This is a genomic window from Neisseria sp. HMSC061B04 (assembly GCF_001836705.1).
Lineage (GTDB): Bacteria > Pseudomonadota > Gammaproteobacteria > Burkholderiales > Neisseriaceae > Neisseria.
The window spans coordinates 129,572-146,393 of record NZ_KV830189.1 but is presented as its reverse complement, the minus strand read 5'-3'; the positions used below and the strand labels follow the sequence as shown (position 1 = coordinate 146,393).

The window sequence follows — 16,822 nt, the reverse complement described above, 5'->3', positions numbered from 1 at the left end:
ATCTTCCTGTATCAGGTAAACAATCAAATCAAAACTTTTCAGACGGCCTTTTGATACATCCATCAGGCCGTCTGAAAAGCCTCTCTCTTACCATTTTAATGAACTATCCGACTACACGCAAAAACCCTATTTATTTTCATTTGACGCCAAACCATAAAATCATATCGATGCAGACGTTTGGGGCAGTTTGACGGTTTCAGGTAAAATAACGCCAAATTCATCAACCGTTCAGAAAGCCGCCGCCATGTATTCACTCGTCCGTCCTATCCTGTTCCGTTTCGATGCTGAAAAGGCCCATCATTTCACGCTCAACAGTTTGCGTACCGCCGAAAAACTCGGCCTGCTGCCCAAGGTGGACAGCCACACCCGGCCAACCGAGCTGATGGGTTTGCAGCTGCCCAATCCAGTCGGCTTGGCGGCAGGTTTGGACAAAAACGGCGAGTGCATCGATGCGTTTGCCGCTTTGGGTTTCGGCTTTGTCGAAATCGGCACGGTAACGCCCAAGCCGCAGCCGGGCAATCCGCAGCCGCGCCTTTTCCGCGTTCCCGAACACCAAGGCATCATCAACCGCATGGGTTTCAACAACCACGGCATCGATGCGATGATCCGCAACATTGAAAACAGCCGCTTTAAAGGCATTTTGGGCATCAACATCGGTAAAAATGCCGTTACACCGATTGAAAACGCGGCCGACGATTATCTGATTTGCCTGGAAAAAGCCTACGCCCACGCGAGCTACATCACGGTCAATATTTCCTCCCCCAATACGAAAAACCTGCGCGCCTTGCAAGGCGGCGACGAGTTGAGCGCATTGTTGGAAGCCTTGAAAAACAAACAGGCGCAACTGGCGGCCGCGCATGGCAAATATGTGCCGCTGGCGGTTAAAATCGCGCCGGATTTGGACGAAGCGCAAATCGACGACATCGCCCATGTGGTTAAATCCGTGGAAATGGACGGCATCATCGCCACCAACACGACCATCGACAAATCCAGCTTGGGCAGCCATCCGCTCGCAGGCGAACAAGGCGGTTTGAGCGGTTTGCCCGTGCGTGAGAAAAGCAATCAGGTGTTGAAACTTTTAGCAGAACGCATTGACGGCAAGCTGCCGATTATCGGCGTCGGCGGCATTATGAACGGCGAGGACGCGGCAGAAAAAATCCGCTTGGGCGCCAGTGCGGTTCAGGTGTACAGCGGTTTGATTTATCGCGGCCCTGAGTTGATTAAAGAGTGTTTGGCTGCGTTGAAATAATACTTTTCCAAAAACAAGGCCGTCTGAAATCTTTCAGACGGCCTTTTAATGTGCTTTCATTCTTCAAACAGATTGCCTTGTGCCAATAAGGTTTTGACCGGTGCGAAATCGCGGCGGTGTTCCGGCAAGACGCCGTATTGTTTCAATGCGGCCAAATGTTGCGCCGTGCCGTAACCTTTGTGGCGGTCAAACCCGTATTGCGGATAGCGTTTTGCCAATTCATACATTTCTGCGTCGCGCGCGGTTTTGGCCAAAACCGAAGCGGCGGAGATTTCGATGATTTTGCTGTCGCCTTTGACCACGGCTTCGGCAGGGACATTCAAATCTTTCGGCACGCGGTTGCCGTCTATCCACACTTTGTCGGGTACGACCGACAGCCCCTCGATGGCGCGCTTCATCGCGGCCATGGTTGCGTGCAAGATGTTCAGTTGCAGGATTTCGTCGGGGTCGGCAAAGGCAATGCTCCACGCAACCGCCTGTTCCTTAATCATCTGCGCCAACATATCGCGCTTTTTTTCGCTCAGTTTTTTTGAGTCGGTCAAACCCGGCAGGTCAAAATGTTCCGGCAAAATCACTGCCGCCGCAAATACGCTGCCGACCAAAGGGCCGCGCCCCGCTTCATCCACGCCTGCGCTTAAAACCGTCGCCATTTCTTCACCGCCTGTCTGATTCAAAGCCGCCATTATATCCGCTTGCGGCAGAGAAATTCTGCAATAGTTCAAACCGTTGGGGAACAGTTCAAATTTCATCTGCTTTACCAATCAGTTATAATTTACATCCCCACATACCCATACGTCTTACAACATGCCTGCCCAATCCGAACGCCTCCATTTTTCCGAACGCTGGCTCAACGCCTACGAACGCTACCGCTATCGCCGCCATATCCACGCCTTCCGCCTCGGCTTGGCGATCGTGTTTTCCACCCTCTTGGCCAAAGTCTTCCACCTGCAACACGGCGAGTGGATCGGCATGACCGTCTTTGTCGTCCTCGGCATGCTGCAATTCCAAGGCGCGATTTACTCCAAAGCAGTCGAACGCATGCTCGGCACGGCCATCGGTTTGGGCGTCGGTTTGGCCGTTTTATGGTTGAACCAGCATTACTTGCAAGACGGCGTTTTCTTCTATCTGATTATCGGTGCCGCCAGCGCAGTGGCCGGTTGGTCTGCGGTCGGCAAAAACGGCTATGTCGCCATGCTTGCCGGCTTGACCATGTGCATGCTCATCGGCGACAGCAGCCACCACTGGCTCGACAGCGGCCTGATGCGTGCCATGAACGTTTTGATTGGTGCCGCCATCGCCATTGCCGCCGCCAAACTCCTGCCCCTGCGCTCCACACTCATGTGGCGCTTCATGCTTGCCGACAACCTCACCGACTGCGCCAAAATGATTGCCGAAATCAGCAACGGCAAGCGCATGACGCGCGAGCGTTTGGAACAAAACATGATTAAAATGCGCCAAATCAACGCCCGCATGGTCAAAAGCCGCAGCCATCTGGCCGCCACATCCGGCGAAAGCCACATCAGCAACAATATGATGGAAGCCATGCAGCATGCCCACCGCAAAATCGTCAACACCACCGAGCTGCTCCTGACCACCGCCGCCAAACTGCGCGCGCCCACGCTCAACGAAAGCGAAATCCGCCTGCTCGACCGCCATTTCAACCAACTCCAACGCGAACTGCGCCTGACCGTCCGCCTCATCAAAGGCCACTACGCCCGCCGCATCCGCATCGATACTTCGCTCAATGCCGAACTAAGCAAACCGGCCGCCCGCCTGCATTACGACTGGCAAGGCTTCCTCTGGCTCAGCACCAATATGCGTAACGAAATCGCCGCATTGGTGATCCTGTTGCAACGTTCGCGCAATAAATGGTTGGACAAAAAAGAATTGCAACGCCTGAAAGAACACCTGCGCAACGACAACAAGCCCAAATCGGAAGAGGCCGTCTGAAAAAAGCCTGTCGTATTTTTACCCAAACCCCGCCGCAAGACAGCAAAAGGCCGTCTGAAACCCAATGGTTCAGACGGCCTTTCCATCAATTCATCCGCAATAAATGCTGCATAAAGCAAAATCCCCTGCGATTGCAGGGGATTTTTATATTTGGTTGCGGGAGCAGGATTCGAACCTACGACCTTCGGGTTATGAGCCCGACGAGCTACCATGCTGCTCCATCCCGCGTCAGAAGTTGTAACTATACGGAAAAACGGAATCGCTGTCAAGCGTTTTTGACAGAAAATATCCAAACGTTGCTTTACAAAAAACCGGCCGCGTGGTTTAATTTTCGTTAATAAAGAAACAGGGGTGCTGCTTTCAAACCGAGCGGCTGAGAAATACCCTTTACACCCGAACAGGATAATACCTGCGTGGGGAGTTTCGGCAAAGGTGATTTTAGACGGTTGATTGAAGATATCCGCAAGGCCGTCTGAAAAAAAGCAATGCTCCTGTTTCCATTTCATAACCGAGAAACAGGAGCAATTTTTATGACTACCGCTAAAAAAACCGGCAATGAGGCGCGCCGTCTTTCCGACTTGAGCGAAGACATCGGCATCCGCTTCCAATATCCCAACTCCGAACGTGTATATCTGCGAGGCAGCCGCGACGACATCCGCGTGCCTTTGCGCGAAATCCGTCAGGACGACACCTACACGGCGCAAGGTACGGAAGCCAATCCGCCGATTCCAGTGTACGACACCAGCGGCGCATATGGCGATCCGGCGGCGCACATCGATCTGAAACAGGGTTTACCGCACGTCCGCACTGCATGGCTGGACGAACGCGGCGATACCGAAATCCTGCCCAAGCTCTCCAGCGAATACGGCACCGAACGCGCGCACGATCCGAAAACCGCCCATCTGCGTTTCAACCAAATCACCCGTCCGCGCCGCGCCAAAGCAGGACGAAACGTAACCCAGCTTCACTACGCCCGACAAGGCATCATTACGCCCGAAATGGAGTTTGCCGCCATACGCGAACGCATGAAGTTGGACGAGCTTTTCAGACGGCCTGAATACGCCAAGCTCTTGAAGCAGCACGCAGGGCAAAGTTTCGGTGCGAACATCCCGACCCACCCTGACCAAATCACGCCCGAATTTGTGCGCCAAGAAATCGCCGCCGGACGCGCGATTATCCCTGCCAACATCAACCACCCCGAACTCGAACCGATGATTATCGGCCGCAACTTCCGCGTCAAAATCAACGGCAACTTGGGCAACTCCGCCGTAACCTCAAGCCTGACCGAAGAAGTCGAAAAAATGGTATGGTCGCTGCGTTGGGGTGCAGACACGATTATGGATTTGTCCACAGGCGCACACATCCACGAAACGCGCGAATGGATTATCCGCAACGCGCCCGTCCCCATCGGCACCGTGCCCATCTATCAGGCTTTGGAAAAAACCGGCGGCATCGCCGAAGACCTGACTTGGGATTTGGTGCGCGACACCTTAATCGAGCAGGCAGAACAAGGCGTGGACTATTTCACCCTGCACGCAGGCGTGTTGCTGCGCTATGTACCGATGACGGCCGACCGCCTCACCGGCATCGTATCGCGCGGCGGCTCCATCATGGCGAAATGGTGTCTCGCCCACCATCGGGAAAACTTCCTCTACACGCATTTCGACGAAATCTGCGAAATCATGAAAGCCTACGACGTATCGTTCAGCCTCGGCGACGGCCTGCGCCCCGGCTGCATTGCCGATGCCAACGACGAATCCCAATTCGCCGAATTGCACACCTTGGGCGAATTGACCGCCAAAGCGTGGGAACATGACGTCCAAGTCATGATCGAAGGCCCCGGCCATGTGCCGTTGCAACGCGTCAAAGAAAACATGACCGAAGAGCTGCAACACTGCTTTGAAGCACCTTTCTACACCCTCGGCCCGCTCGTTACCGACATTGCCCCCGGCTACGACCACATCACCTCGGGCATAGGCGCGACCAATATCGGCTGGTACGGCACAGCCATGCTCTGCTACGTTACCCCGAAAGAGCATCTCGGCCTGCCCGACAAAGAAGACGTGCGCACCGGCATCATCACCTACAAACTCGCCGCCCACGCCGCCGACCTCGCCAAAGGCTGGCCGGGCGCACAATTACGCGACAACGCCCTGAGCAAGGCGCGTTTCGAGTTCCGCTGGCGCGACCAATTCCGCTTAAGCCTCGACCCCGAACGCGCCGAGAGCTTCCACGACGAAACCCTGCCCGCCGAAGGCGCGAAAATCGCCCACTTCTGCTCGATGTGCGGCCCCAAATTCTGCTCAATGAAAATCACGCAGGAAGTGCGCGACTACGCTGACAAGCAAAAAGCGAAGCAGCAAGGCATGGAAGAAAAAGCGATTGAGTTCGTCAAAAAAGGAGCGAAGCTTTACAGTTAAAACGTAAAACAAGAAAAGGCCGTCTGAAAATGTTTCAGACGGCCTTTTTAGCGAATAGTCTTTAAACCAAGCAATACGCCCTCTGGCTGCTTATTTTTCCACCCTGCGGAAATGGTGCGGACGGAAGCCGAGCGCGGCTAGGGAAACGAAGTAGAGGCCACCTCCCAAGGCAATCAGGACGCAGAGTTGGCCTGCTTTTTTAAAGCCGCCGACGTGCACCCATTCAAACGGCAGATAATATTGCGCCAGCCACAAACCGCCGCCCATGACGACCAAAGAGATGGCCATTTTGACCAAAAATGCAGCCCAACCTTTGCCGGGGCGGTAGATGCCGTGTTTGCGCAAAAGGAAAAACAGCAAACCTGCATTCAAACACGCGCCCAAACCGATAGCGAGGGACAGGCCGACGTGTTTGAGTGGAGAAATGAAGGCGAGGTTCATCAACTGCGTGCAAATCAGCGTGAAAATAGCGACTTTAACGGGGGTTTTGATGTTTTGGCGGGCGTAGAAACCGGGCGCCAACACTTTAATCATAATCAGACCGATCAAGCCGAAGGAATAGGCAATCAGCGCATATTGGGTCATTTGCGCATCGTGCAGCGTAAATTCGCGGTACATGAACAAGGTCGTAACCAGAGGGAAAGACAACACGGCAAGGCCGACGGCTGCAGGCAGGGTCAGCAGCATACACAGGCGCAAACCCCAGTCGAGTAGGCCGGAAAACTGCTCGGTATCCTGACTGGCTGCGTGTTTGGACAAGGTAGGCAACAAAATTGTACCGAGTGCCACGCCCAAAACGCCGGTCGGCAATTCCATCAGTCGGTCGGCATAATACATCCACGACACGCTGCCGGACTGCAAAAACGAGGCAAAAATGGTGTTGATGACCAAGGAAATCTGCGCCACGCTCACGCCCAAAATAGCCGGCCCCATCTGTTTCATTACGCGGTTGACCGCTGCGTCTTTAAAGCTGAGTTTGGGCATTTTCAAGAAGCCCAGTTTCGCCAACCAAGGCAGTTGGAACACCAGCTGCAACACGCCGCCGACAAACACCGCCCACGCCAACGCCATAACAGGCGGATCAAAATACGGTATGAAAAACAGGGAAAAGACGATAAAGGAGATGTTTAAAAATGTCGGCGTAAAGGCGGGAATGCCGAATTTATGATAGGAATTGAGTATCGAACCGACAAAAGAGGATAGTGAAATCAATAAAATATAAGGAAACGTTACCCGCAGCAGGTCGATGGAGAGCTGAAACTTATCGGCGTCTTTGGCAAAACCGGGCGCGGAAACATAAATCACCCACGGCGCAGCAAGTATGCCCAGCGCGGTAACGATGACCAACACAAACGACAACATACCGGCCACATGACGCACAAACGCCTGCGTGGCTTCGGGCGAACGGGTTTCTTTGTATTCCGCCAAAATCGGTACGAAGGCTTGGGCAAACGCGCCCTCTGCGAACACGCGCCGCAACAGGTTGGGCAGTTTGAACGCGACAAAAAACGCATCCGTCGCCATGCCTGCACCAAACGCACGGGCGATAATCGTATCGCGCACAAAGCCCAAAATGCGCGACACCATTGTCAGGCTACCAACCTTGGCCAAGGCTCCCAATAAATTCATGTGTTTTCCTTAATTGTCTTTCAGGCCGTCTGAAAATCCGGCTTCTTCCAATACTGCCGCTGCTGCCAATGCCGCCGTATCTTTTTTCAACAGCAGATGCAAGGCGTGGAAATCCTGTTCCAACGCAGCCACGGCTTCAGGGTGGTCATACCAGTCTGCCACGGCCTGCGCCAGTTTTTCAGGGACGGCATCGTGTTGCAGCAGCTCGGGAACGGCGGCTTTACCCAACAGAATATTAGGCAAACCGACATGCGGCACTTTGATTTTGTTTTTCACATACGCATAAGTCAGCTGCGAAATTTTGTAGCTGATGACCATAGGCCGTTTGCACAAGGCCACTTCCAAAGTCGCCGTACCGCTGGTGACCAATACCACGTCGGCAGCGGTGCAAACCGTATCCGACTGCTTGTCGGTCAACGTGATGGGAAGGGTGGAGAACTCAGGCTTCGCCAAAATTTCGCTAATACGTTTGCGCGTTGCGGTCGTCGCCACAGGCAGCAAAAACTGTGCCTGCGGATAACGTTTCAACAGCAATAAGGCCGTCTGAAAAAACACCGCCGCCATGTAATCGATTTCGCTCACGCGGCTGCCGGGCAAGATGGCAAACACGGGCACATCCGCAGGCACGCCCAGCTTCTGCCGCGCCGCCGCCCTATCCGCTTCCACGGGCATGGTTTGCGCCATCGGATGGCCGACAAACTCAGCCTTGCCGCCGGCATCGATATAAAGCTGTGGCTCCATCGGAAACAGGCACAACACGCGGTTGACCTGATGCACGATTTTATTGACCCGCTCGCGCCGCCACGCCCAAACCGACGGGCTGACGTAATGAATGGTATGAATGCCTGCCTGCTTGAGTTTTTCCGCCACGCCGAGATTGAAGTCCGGCGCATCGATGCCGATAAACACATCCGGCTTGAGGCGGATTAAATCGTTTACCAGCCCTTTGCGGATTTTCAAAATCTGCGGCAGGCGTTTGATGACCTCAACAAAACCGCGTACCGCCAGCTTTTCCTGATCGTACAAACTCTCGAAACCCTCCGCCTTCATGCGCTCGCCACCGATGCCGGTAAACCGCGCATTCGGACAACGCGCCTTAATGGCACGGATTAAGTGTGCGCCGAGCAAATCACCGGAAGCTTCGCCGACGCTGATGGCGATAAGGGGGGAAGGATTGGAATTCATGTGTTGAGGTTTAAACGCTAAAAGATTTTGGGCAGACATTTGCCCACCCGTTTTCAGACGGCATCGGCGGCAAACGGACAGGAAACCTGCCCTACTGCGCGGATTTTTGCAATCCAAAGGCCGTCTGAAAAGGTTTCAGACGGCCTTCAATCCATCCATCAACGGATAATGCCGCGTGTGGATTGTGCAAAAAAGTCTTTAAATACCGCCAATTCGCTTTGGGTTTCGGCGCGTTTCAGAATCTCTGCCTTGGCTTCTTCAAACGGAATGCCGCGATGGTAAATGGTTTTATACGCATCTTTGACGGAGGCAATCTGTTCGGCGGTGAAACCGTTGCGGCGCATACCTTCGCTGTTGAGGCCGGCCGGTTCGGCGCGGTAGCCTGCGGCCATGAAGTACGGCGGCACGTCTTTGTGTACGCCGGCGGCAAACGCAGTCATGGCGTAATCGCCGATTTGGCAGAATTGGAACACCAGCGTGTAGCCGCCCAAGACGACGTAGTCGCCGATGGTCACATGCCCTGCGAGTGAGGCGTTGTTGGCGAAGATGGTATGGTTGCCGACCACGCAGTCATGGGCGAGGTGGCAGTAGGCCATAATCCAGTTATCGTCGCCGATACGGGTTTCGCCGATGCCGGTAACCGTACCGAGGTTGAACGTCGTAAATTCGCGGATGGTGTTGCCGTTGCCGATAATCAGCTTGGTCGGCTCGTCGCGGTATTTTTTGTCCTGCGGAATTTCGCCGAGGCTGGCAAATTGGAAAATGCGGTTGTTTTCACCGATGGTCGTATGGCCGTTGATGACGGCGTGCGGGCCGATTTCGGTATTCGCACCGATTTGCACATTGGGGCCGATGATGCTGTACGGGCCGACTTTGACGCTGGAGTCGAGTTCGGCTTTAGGGTCGATGACGGCGGTCGGATGGATAAGGGTCATGCTGTTTCCTTGCTGTCTGATACAGGTATTGCCTGCAAGATGCCGTCTGAAGCTTTCAGACGGCCTGTCCCATTCTTACACCACGCGTTTGGCGCACATAATCACGGCTTCAACGGCAACTTGGCCGTCGACTTTGGCAACGGCGTTGAATTTGCCGATACCGCGTTTATTGGTCAACAGCTCGACTTCAAAAACCAGTTGGTCGCCGGGGATGACTTGGCGTTTGAAACGGGCGTCGTCGATACCGGCGAAGAAGAAAAATTCGTTTTCTTTGCGGCCGCCTTCGCTGAGGATGGCGAGTGTGCCGCACGCTTGCGCCATGGCTTCGATAATCAGCACGCCGGGCATCACGGGCAGGTCGGGAAAGTGGCCTTGGAACTGCGGCTCGTTCATGGTCACGTTTTTAATCGCAGTCAGGGTTTTCATCGGTTCGAACGCGGTAATGCGGTCGAGTTGCAAAAACGGATAACGGTGTGGGATAAGTTTTTGAATGTCTTTGGCTTCGATCGGGAGTTGTACGTCCATGATGTTCGTCTTTCCTTGTTTGTATTGGGTTTAAACGTATTCGGATGCGGGGCGCGGACTGTTTGCGCCGCCTTTAGGCTTCGTCGCTGTCGGCAAACTGTTTTTCCAGCGTTTTGAGGCGTTTGTTCATTTCGCTCAAACGGTGGATATAAACGGCATTGCGCGCCCAGTCTTTGTAGCCCGACATCGGGAAAATACCGGCCAGATGCTGGCCGCTTTCGGTAATGCTGTGGGTAACGGATGTGCCGCCGCCGATGGTGGTTTTATCGGCGATTTCGATGTGTCCGACCGTGCCGACACCGCCGCCGATAATGCAATAATTGCCGATGGTAACACTGCCGGAAATACCGGTTTTGGCGGCGATAACGGTGTGCGAACCGATTTTGCAGTTGTGGCCGATTTGGACTTGGTTGTCGATTTTGGTACCGTTGCCGACGGTTGTGTCGCTCATTGCGCCACGGTCGATGTTGGTATTTGAACCGATTTCCACATCATCGCCCAGCGTGACTGCGCCGGTTTGCGGAATTTTAAACCATGAATCGCCGGCAAAGGCCAAGCCGAAACCGTCCGCGCCGATGACGGCGCCGCTGTGGATTTCGACACGGTTGCCCAAAGTGCAGCCGTAATAGATGACGGAGTTGGGATGCAGCACGACTTCATCGCCCAACGTGCAATCGTGTTGGACAACGGCATTGGCCAAAATACGGCAGCCTTCGCCCAATACGGCATTCGCGCCGATATAGGCATTCGCACCGATTTCGCAGCTTGCCGGTACTTTGGCGCTGACCTCGACAACGGCGGTCGGATGTACGCCCCCCTGTGCTTTGACAATCGGCGAGAACAATCGTGCCACTTTGGCAAAATAAAGATAAGGGTCGGCAGCCACAATCAGGTTGCGGCCTGCAAATTCGTCTGCGGCTTTCGGCGACACAATCACTGCGCCTGCCCAGCTGTCGTGTACTTCGGCTTTGTATTTCGGGTTGGCCAAAAAGCTGATGTGTTCCGCCTGCGCCTGATCCAACGGACGGACGGCGGTAATGGCGATGTCTTCGCCTTTCCATTCGCCGCCGAGTTGGGAAACGATTTGGGACAGGGTGTATGCTTGTGAAGTCATGATAATCTGCCGTCAAGATGTCAGGCCGTCTGAAAGCTGCCGGTTTGGGTTTCAGACGGCCTTAGGTTTGTCTGTATGGTTGCATTCGCTGCCGAGCAGGGTCAGTGAGCGTTTAGGGCTTTGATAACGCTGTCGGTAATGTCGTAACGACCGTTGACGTAAATCACGTCCTGCAAGATGAAGTCGTAACCTTCGCGTTTGGCCAAATCGACGATGACGCGGTTGGCATTTTGCTGGAGCGCGGCGAATTCTTCATTGCGGCGCAGGTTGTAGTCTTCTGCCAACTCGGCCTGCTGCTTGCGGAATTTTTGTACCAGATTGCGCCATTTTTGGGTTTCCGCTTCCCTTTGGCTGTCGCTGAGCTTGTCGCTGCTCAGTTTTCGCTCCAAAGCCTCACCTTCCTGCTGCAGCTTTTGCAAGGCGGTTTGACGGCTTTTGAACTCTTTTTCCAAAGTCATCTGAATGTTTTGCGCCTGCTTGGATTCCTGATAAACGCGCTCGGTATTGATAAAACCGATTTTCTGTACGCCATCCGCCGCCGCTTGCGGCAACAGCACGAAACCCGGCAGGGCTACGGCGAGGACACGGAGGGTGCCGGCTATTTTACTCATGATAAAAATCCTTGCTTGAAAACAGACAGGCGGTTGGCAATAAGCCTGCCGCCAATCTGCCATGAGGCCGTCTGAAACGGACAAACCCGGTTTCAGACGGCCTAAACATCATCAGAATGTCGTACCGAGTTGGAATTGGAAGCGTTGGATTTCGTCGCCTTCTTTTTTCTTAATCGGATAAGCATAACTGAACTTCATCGGACCCAGCGGAGAGAGCCAGGTCACGGCTGCACCGGCAGAGTAACGCAATTCGTTTTTGAATGTCGATTTGTGCGTTGTGCCTACACCGTACACGTTTTGGAGCGCGCCATTGGTGTAATAAGTATTGCTGCTGCTGTCGTTGTAGGTTTTGTCATCCCACACGCTGCCTGCATCGGCAAACAAGCTCAGACGGACGGTACGCGAGTCTTTAATGCCCGGCATCGGGAAGAGCAACTCTGCGGAAACGTTGGCTTTTTTGTTACCGCCGTAGCTGATTTTCTCGCCGTATTCGTCATAGACTTTCGGGCCCAGCGTACCGCTTTCGAAGCCGCGGACGGAGCCTAAGCCGCCGCCGTAGAAGTTTTCAAAGAACGGCATGGTTTTGGTTTTGCCGTAGCCGTTGCCATAACCGACTTCGCCACCCAGCATCAGCGTGAAATCTTTGCTCAACGGGAAGAACCAAGTTTGGTTGTGGGTCAGGGTATAGTATTGCAGGTCGCTACCCGGCAGGGCGATTTCGCCGTTTACGCCGGTCAGGTAACCGCGGGTCGGCCACAAGGCATTGTCGGTTTTGTTGCGGCCCCAGCCGATGGTGCCTTTGTACAACCAGCCTTTGAAGTTGCCCACGCCGTTGCCGTCGCCTTTGCCGTATTGGTTGATAAAGTCGGCATAGCGTTTAGGCGCGCCTTTGTAGGTATTCACAGTCAAGCGTTCCGCGGCCAGGCCGAAGTTCACACGGTCATATTCGGTAACCGGAATACCGATACGCAAACCGCCGCCGAAAGTCGTGGTTTTATATTGTTTCGCGCTGGAAGAAGCTTTACGCGGGTCGTAAGTCTTGCCGTAAATATCGTAACCCAAGCTTACGCCGTCCGGTGTAAAGTATGGGTCGGTAAACGACAACGAGCCGTTTACTGTGGTTTTACTGCGGGACGCGCGCAGGGCAACGGATTTACCCGTACCGAACAGGTTGTCCTGAGCCACGCCGGCAGACATTACCAAACCGGTATCCTGAACCCAACCTGCGCTCAAGTCGAGCGAGCCGGTCGAACGTTCGGTCAGGCTCATGTTCAGGTCAACTTGGTCGGGGGTATTGGCCACAGGAACGGCATCAAATTGAACGTTGTCGAAGTAGCCCAACAATTCAACGCGCTCTTTGGAACGTTGCAGTTTGGCAGAGTCGTAAGGCGCCGATTCCATTTGGCGCAACTCGCGGCGGATGACTTCGTCGCGGGTTTTGTTGTTGCCGGTAATGTTGATTTCGTTTACATAGATTTTACGGCCCGGTTGGACGGTCAGCACGAAATCAACAGTATGCGTTTCGGCATTTGGAATCGGTTGGACATTGATTTCGCTGAATGCGTAACCTGCCTGACCCATGCGGTTTTGGATGGCTTCGAGCGAATTGGACATTTGCGCGCGCTCGTACCATTTGCCCGGCTTCATGGTCAGCAGTTTTTCCAAATCTTCTTTCGGCACTTCCAGCGTATCGCCTTCGATGCGTACATTGCCCCAGCGGAAGCGGTCGCCTTCGCTGACGGTTACTTTAATGGTCTGCTTGGTTTTGTCTTCGTTGGTTTGGATGTCGGTATCCAAAATGCGGAAGTTGAAGTAGCCGTTGTTTTGGTAGTAATTGGTGATTTTTTCCATGTCCTGAGCAAATTTTTGCTCATTGAACTGGTTGCTCTTGGTGATCCAAGTCCACATGCCGCCTTCGCTCAGGGACATTTGTTTCAGCAGGCGGCGGTCGGAATAAACTTCGTTGCCTTCAAAGGAAATATCGGTAATCTTGGTAGATTTGCCCTCTTCGATGGCAATATCGATAGACACGCGGTTGCGGGCGAGTTTGGTGACGGTCGGCGTGATTTTGACCGACTGTTTGCCGCGGCTCAAATACTCTTCTTTCAAACCGGCGACGGCTTGGTTCAGCGTTGCTTGGTTGAAGTATTGGGATTGCGCCAAACCGAAGGCTTCAAGGTTTTTCTTGATGGCGTCGTTTTGCAGCATTTTCGCGCCGGTAATATTGAGCGAGCTGATGGTCGGACGCTCAATCACGGTCAGCAGGACTTGATTGTCCATGGTCTCGACGCGTACGTCGTCAAAGAAACCGGTTGCATAGAGTTTTTTGATGATTTCTTCACTGCGCGCATCATTGAAATTATCACCGACTTTAACGGGCAGGTAGTTGAAGACGGTACTCGGCTCGGTGCGTTGCAGGCCTTCGACGCGGATGTCCTGAATGGTAAAGTCAGCCAATGCCAGGGGAGACAGGCTCAATACCATTAAAGCGGAAGCAATCTGGTTCAGTTTCATAAATTATCCAAACAAACGGTTGATGTCATTAAAGAAAGCCACAGCCATCATCAAAAGCATGGCTGCCAGTCCGAAGCGCAGGCCGACTGCCTGTATGCGCTCGCTCAAAGGCTTTCCGCGTATCCATTCGGCGGTATAGAAAACCAGATGTCCGCCGTCTAAAACGGGTACGGGCAAAAGGTTCAACACGCCTAAGCTGATGCTGACCAAGGCCAGAAATTCGAGGTAGCTCTGCAATCCGAGTTTGGCGGACTGTCCGGCGACATCGGCAATGGTCAGGGGGCCGGAAATATGGTTCAAAGAGGCATTGCCCGTAACCAGTTTTCCGAAAAATTTGAGGGTCGTCCATGAATAGTTGACGGTTTTGTTCCAACCCAATTCAAAGGCTTGGGCAACGGAAGGCGTATAACGGTAGCGGATGGTTTTATCCCACTCTTTATCCGCTTGGGCGGCAAGCCCTGCCCTACCCACCAGCACGCCTACCGACTGCTCGACGCTGTCCGGCCGGATAGCGGTTGCCAGCACTTTGCCGTCGCGCTCGTAAGTCAGTTCGATTCGTTGGCCAGGGCTGGCGCGGAAGAGTTCCGTCCATGCCTGCCAGCTTTCGATGGGCTTCCCATCGGCGGTCAGCAGCTTGTCGTTTTCCTTCAAACCTGCTTTTTCGGCCGGACTATCAACCAAGACTTTGCCGATGCGGTTAGTAATTCTAAAAGGCAAAAGGCCGATGTTGCCTTGGTTTTTCGCAACTTTACCTGCTTCAGGCGTACCGGCAGCATCAATTATGCGGACGGCTTGGGCATTTGAGGCCGTCTGAACGGCGACTTTTACAGGACCAGATTCAAGGTTCAACACCATCTCGGTTTGCGCATCGCTCCAGTCTTTTACGGCGATTCCGTTGACCGATACAATCTTGTCGCCTGCCTGAAAACCTGCTTTGGCGGCAATACTGGCAGGCTCGACCATGCCGACATAGGGGCGCAACTCGGTTACGCCGAAGGAAAAGCTCAAACCGTAAAGCAAAACGGCCAAAATCAAATTGGTCAAAGGGCCGGCGGCAACAATGGCGATGCGCTTGGCCGGATGCTGCTTGTCAAAGGCGTAGGGCAAATCTGCTTCCGCCACCTCGCCTTCGCGCGTATCGACCATTTTAACGTAACCGCCCAGCGGAATCGGGGCAAGACACCACTCGGTATCGCCGCGTTTTCGGGTGAAAAAGGGCTTACCGAAGCCGACGGAAAAGCGCACGACTTTAACGCCGCACCAGCGGGCAACAATATAGTGTCCGAACTCATGCAGGCTGACCAAAATCAGAATGGCGACGATAAAGGCTAAAAAGGTTTGCAAAAAAAATCCCCTGAGTGGAATGTGATCATCAACGGATAAGGCCGTCTGAAAACCGATTATAAAGGCAGTTGCTCCATTTTGTCTGCCTAAATGCCAAGCGGTTGACGTTTCAGACGGCCTGTCATTGGAGCTTTATTGTTTACCGATAAAGGCTTCTGCCTGTCTGCGTGTTTGCGCGTCTTGCGCCAGCAAGCTTTCAATATCATGATGGCCGTCTGAAAAATCTTGGGCAAGGCAGTGGGCAACGACTTTGGCAATATCGGTAAACTTAATGCGTTTATCTAAAAAAGCGGCCACGGCCACTTCGTTGGCAGCGTTCAACACGCAAGGCGCGGCACCGCCTGCATTCATGGCCTGATAGGCAAGTTTCAAACATGGGAAACGGTCAAAGTCAGGCTTTTGGAAGGTCAATGCGGACAATGCGCCGAAATCCAACTCGCCCACGCCGGAATCGATGCGTTCGGGCAGGCCCAAGCAATAAGCAATCGGCGTACGCATATCGGGATTGCCCAACTGCGCCAATACCGAACCATCGCGATAACGCACCATGCTGTGTATCACGGATTGCGGATGGATGACGACTTCCAGTTTTTCCGACGGAAAGTTAAACAGCCAATGCGCCTCAATCAACTCCAAGCCCTTATTCATCATTGACGCGGAATCAACGGAAATTTTGCGACCCATGCTCCAATTCGGATGCTTGACCGCCTGCTCGGGCGTAATGCTGTCAAATGTACTTAAATCGGTGTTAAGGAAGGGCCCGCCTGATGCAGTCAGGATAATCGAATTGATACCGTGCTCATTCAGACGGCCTGTGTAATCCCTTGGCAATACTTGGAAGATGGCGTTGTGTTCGCTGTCAATCGGCAAGACGGCGGCGCCGTTTTGACGGGCAGTTTCCATGAACAATGCGCCGGAAACCACCAGCGTTTCTTTATTGGCCAGATAAATGGTTTTGCCCTTTTGAGCGGCGGCTAAAGCCGAGGGCAGACCGGCCGCACCGACAATGGCACACATCACGCCGCTGACTTCATCGGCCGAAGCCACATCAATCAGGGCTTGAGCACCATATAAAACCTGCGTATCGATGCCTTCTTGTTTGAGTTTCTTTTCCAGCTCGGCCGCATGGCCGGCATCGCCGACAACGGCATATTCCGGGCGGAACTGTTTGCATTGCGCCGCCAGCTTGTCCACCTGCCTATGCCCTGCCAGCGCGAACACGCGGAATTTTTCGGGATGGCGGGAAACAACGTCCAAAGTGCTTTCGCCTATGCTGCCGGTACTGCCTAATATGGTCAGAACTTGTTGTGTCATGGTGTGTTCTTTGTGTGCTGTGCAAACGGTAT

General features: G+C 53.6%; 13 protein-coding genes, 1 tRNA gene and 1 riboswitch. Of the genes, 3 read left to right on the top strand and 11 right to left on the bottom strand.

Going from position 1 to position 16,822, the window contains the following annotated elements; all coding sequences use genetic code 11:
* Nucleotides 1-244 precede the first annotated feature (244 nt).
* The gene (locus HMPREF2661_RS05350; RefSeq protein WP_049323641.1) at nt 245-1,249 is read left to right on the top strand and encodes a quinone-dependent dihydroorotate dehydrogenase; all 1,005 of its coding nucleotides are present in this window, start codon (nt 245-247) and stop codon (nt 1,247-1,249) included.
* 56 nt (nt 1,250-1,305) lie between these two features.
* Here HMPREF2661_RS05350 and rnhB read toward each other — a convergent pair whose 3' ends face one another.
* Entirely contained in the window at nt 1,306-1,899 is a 594-nt protein-coding gene (gene rnhB / locus HMPREF2661_RS05345; RefSeq protein WP_036493965.1) for a ribonuclease HII, read from the bottom strand.
* A 154-nt stretch (nt 1,900-2,053) separates the two neighbouring features.
* Here rnhB and HMPREF2661_RS05340 point away from each other — a divergent pair, with 154 nt between their 5' ends.
* On the top strand, nt 2,054-3,199 hold the full coding sequence (locus tag HMPREF2661_RS05340) for an FUSC family protein (protein WP_049323643.1): 1,146 nt from the start codon (nt 2,054-2,056) through the stop codon (nt 3,197-3,199).
* A gap of 151 nt (nt 3,200-3,350) precedes the next feature.
* Here HMPREF2661_RS05340 and HMPREF2661_RS05335 read toward each other — a convergent pair.
* Nucleotides 3,351-3,427, bottom strand: a tRNA-Met gene (locus tag HMPREF2661_RS05335).
* Nucleotides 3,428-3,536: 109 nt separating this feature from the next.
* A riboswitch (TPP riboswitch) is annotated at nt 3,537-3,636 on the top strand.
* 93 nt (nt 3,637-3,729) lie between these two features.
* Between HMPREF2661_RS05335 and thiC the strand changes: the two genes are divergently transcribed.
* Nucleotides 3,730-5,619 carry a phosphomethylpyrimidine synthase ThiC gene (gene thiC / locus HMPREF2661_RS05330; RefSeq protein WP_070822637.1) on the top strand — a complete coding sequence of 630 codons (1,890 nt, stop codon included), beginning with the start codon at nt 3,730-3,732 and terminating at the stop codon, nt 5,617-5,619.
* Nucleotides 5,620-5,709: 90 nt separating this feature from the next.
* On the opposite strand, the gene murJ is transcribed toward thiC, so the two are convergent.
* From murJ to ispC, 9 genes are all read right to left on the bottom strand, one after another.
* Complete coding sequence (gene murJ, locus HMPREF2661_RS05325) at nt 5,710-7,248, bottom strand: murein biosynthesis integral membrane protein MurJ (RefSeq protein WP_049349283.1); 1,539 nt, start codon at nt 7,246-7,248, stop codon at nt 5,710-5,712.
* Nucleotides 7,249-7,257: 9 nt separating this feature from the next.
* Nucleotides 7,258-8,433, bottom strand: coding sequence for a lipid-A-disaccharide synthase (lpxB, locus tag HMPREF2661_RS05320; RefSeq protein ID WP_070822649.1), 1,176 nt, complete (start codon nt 8,431-8,433; stop codon nt 7,258-7,260).
* A gap of 158 nt (nt 8,434-8,591) precedes the next feature.
* A complete protein-coding gene (lpxA, locus tag HMPREF2661_RS05315) occupies nt 8,592-9,368 on the bottom strand; it encodes an acyl-ACP--UDP-N-acetylglucosamine O-acyltransferase (RefSeq protein WP_070822635.1) in 777 nt (258 codons plus the stop codon).
* A 75-nt stretch (nt 9,369-9,443) separates the two neighbouring features.
* On the bottom strand, nt 9,444-9,893 hold the full coding sequence (fabZ, locus tag HMPREF2661_RS05310; RefSeq protein WP_003681704.1) for a 3-hydroxyacyl-ACP dehydratase FabZ: 450 nt from the start codon (nt 9,891-9,893) through the stop codon (nt 9,444-9,446).
* 73 nt (nt 9,894-9,966) lie between these two features.
* Entirely contained in the window at nt 9,967-11,007 is a 1,041-nt protein-coding gene (gene lpxD / locus HMPREF2661_RS05305) for a UDP-3-O-(3-hydroxymyristoyl)glucosamine N-acyltransferase (RefSeq protein ID WP_070822633.1), read from the bottom strand.
* Nucleotides 11,008-11,108: 101 nt separating this feature from the next.
* A complete protein-coding gene (locus HMPREF2661_RS05300; protein WP_070822631.1) occupies nt 11,109-11,618 on the bottom strand; it encodes an OmpH/Skp family outer membrane protein in 510 nt (169 codons plus the stop codon).
* 111 nt (nt 11,619-11,729) lie between these two features.
* Nucleotides 11,730-14,132 (bottom strand): outer membrane protein assembly factor BamA, encoded by a 2,403-nt coding sequence (gene bamA / locus HMPREF2661_RS05295; protein WP_070822629.1) that lies wholly within the window; start codon nt 14,130-14,132, stop codon nt 11,730-11,732.
* 3 nt (nt 14,133-14,135) lie between these two features.
* Nucleotides 14,136-15,476: an RIP metalloprotease RseP gene (gene rseP, locus HMPREF2661_RS05290; protein WP_070822627.1), complete on the bottom strand. Its 1,341-nt coding sequence runs from the start codon at nt 15,474-15,476 to the stop codon at nt 14,136-14,138.
* Between the two features lie 132 nt (nt 15,477-15,608).
* Nucleotides 15,609-16,790, bottom strand: coding sequence for a 1-deoxy-D-xylulose-5-phosphate reductoisomerase (gene ispC, locus HMPREF2661_RS05285; RefSeq protein ID WP_070822647.1), 1,182 nt, complete (start codon nt 16,788-16,790; stop codon nt 15,609-15,611).
* Nucleotides 16,791-16,822: the final 32 nt, after the last annotated feature.

What these genes read in the sequence shown, in the direction of transcription:
- HMPREF2661_RS05350 (WP_049323641.1), top strand. Translation starts at nt 245, where the DNA reads ATGTATTCACTCGTCCGTCCTATCCTGTTCCGTTTCGATGCTGAAAAG.
- lpxB (WP_070822649.1), bottom strand. Translation starts at nt 8,433, where the DNA reads ATGAATTCCAATCCTTCCCCCCTTATCGCCATCAGCGTCGGCGAAGCT.
- HMPREF2661_RS05340 (WP_049323643.1), top strand. Translation starts at nt 2,054, where the DNA reads ATGCCTGCCCAATCCGAACGCCTCCATTTTTCCGAACGCTGGCTCAAC.
- thiC (WP_070822637.1), top strand. Translation starts at nt 3,730, where the DNA reads ATGACTACCGCTAAAAAAACCGGCAATGAGGCGCGCCGTCTTTCCGAC.
- fabZ (WP_003681704.1), bottom strand. Translation starts at nt 9,893, where the DNA reads ATGGACGTACAACTCCCGATCGAAGCCAAAGACATTCAAAAACTTATC.
- lpxA (WP_070822635.1), bottom strand. Translation starts at nt 9,368, where the DNA reads ATGACCCTTATCCATCCGACCGCCGTCATCGACCCTAAAGCCGAACTC.
- bamA (WP_070822629.1), bottom strand. Translation starts at nt 14,132, where the DNA reads ATGAAACTGAACCAGATTGCTTCCGCTTTAATGGTATTGAGCCTGTCT.
- murJ (WP_049349283.1), bottom strand. Translation starts at nt 7,248, where the DNA reads ATGAATTTATTGGGAGCCTTGGCCAAGGTTGGTAGCCTGACAATGGTG.
- HMPREF2661_RS05300 (WP_070822631.1), bottom strand. Translation starts at nt 11,618, where the DNA reads ATGAGTAAAATAGCCGGCACCCTCCGTGTCCTCGCCGTAGCCCTGCCG.
- rnhB (WP_036493965.1), bottom strand. Translation starts at nt 1,899, where the DNA reads ATGGCGACGGTTTTAAGCGCAGGCGTGGATGAAGCGGGGCGCGGCCCT.
- lpxD (WP_070822633.1), bottom strand. Translation starts at nt 11,007, where the DNA reads ATGACTTCACAAGCATACACCCTGTCCCAAATCGTTTCCCAACTCGGC.
- ispC (WP_070822647.1), bottom strand. Translation starts at nt 16,790, where the DNA reads ATGACACAACAAGTTCTGACCATATTAGGCAGTACCGGCAGCATAGGC.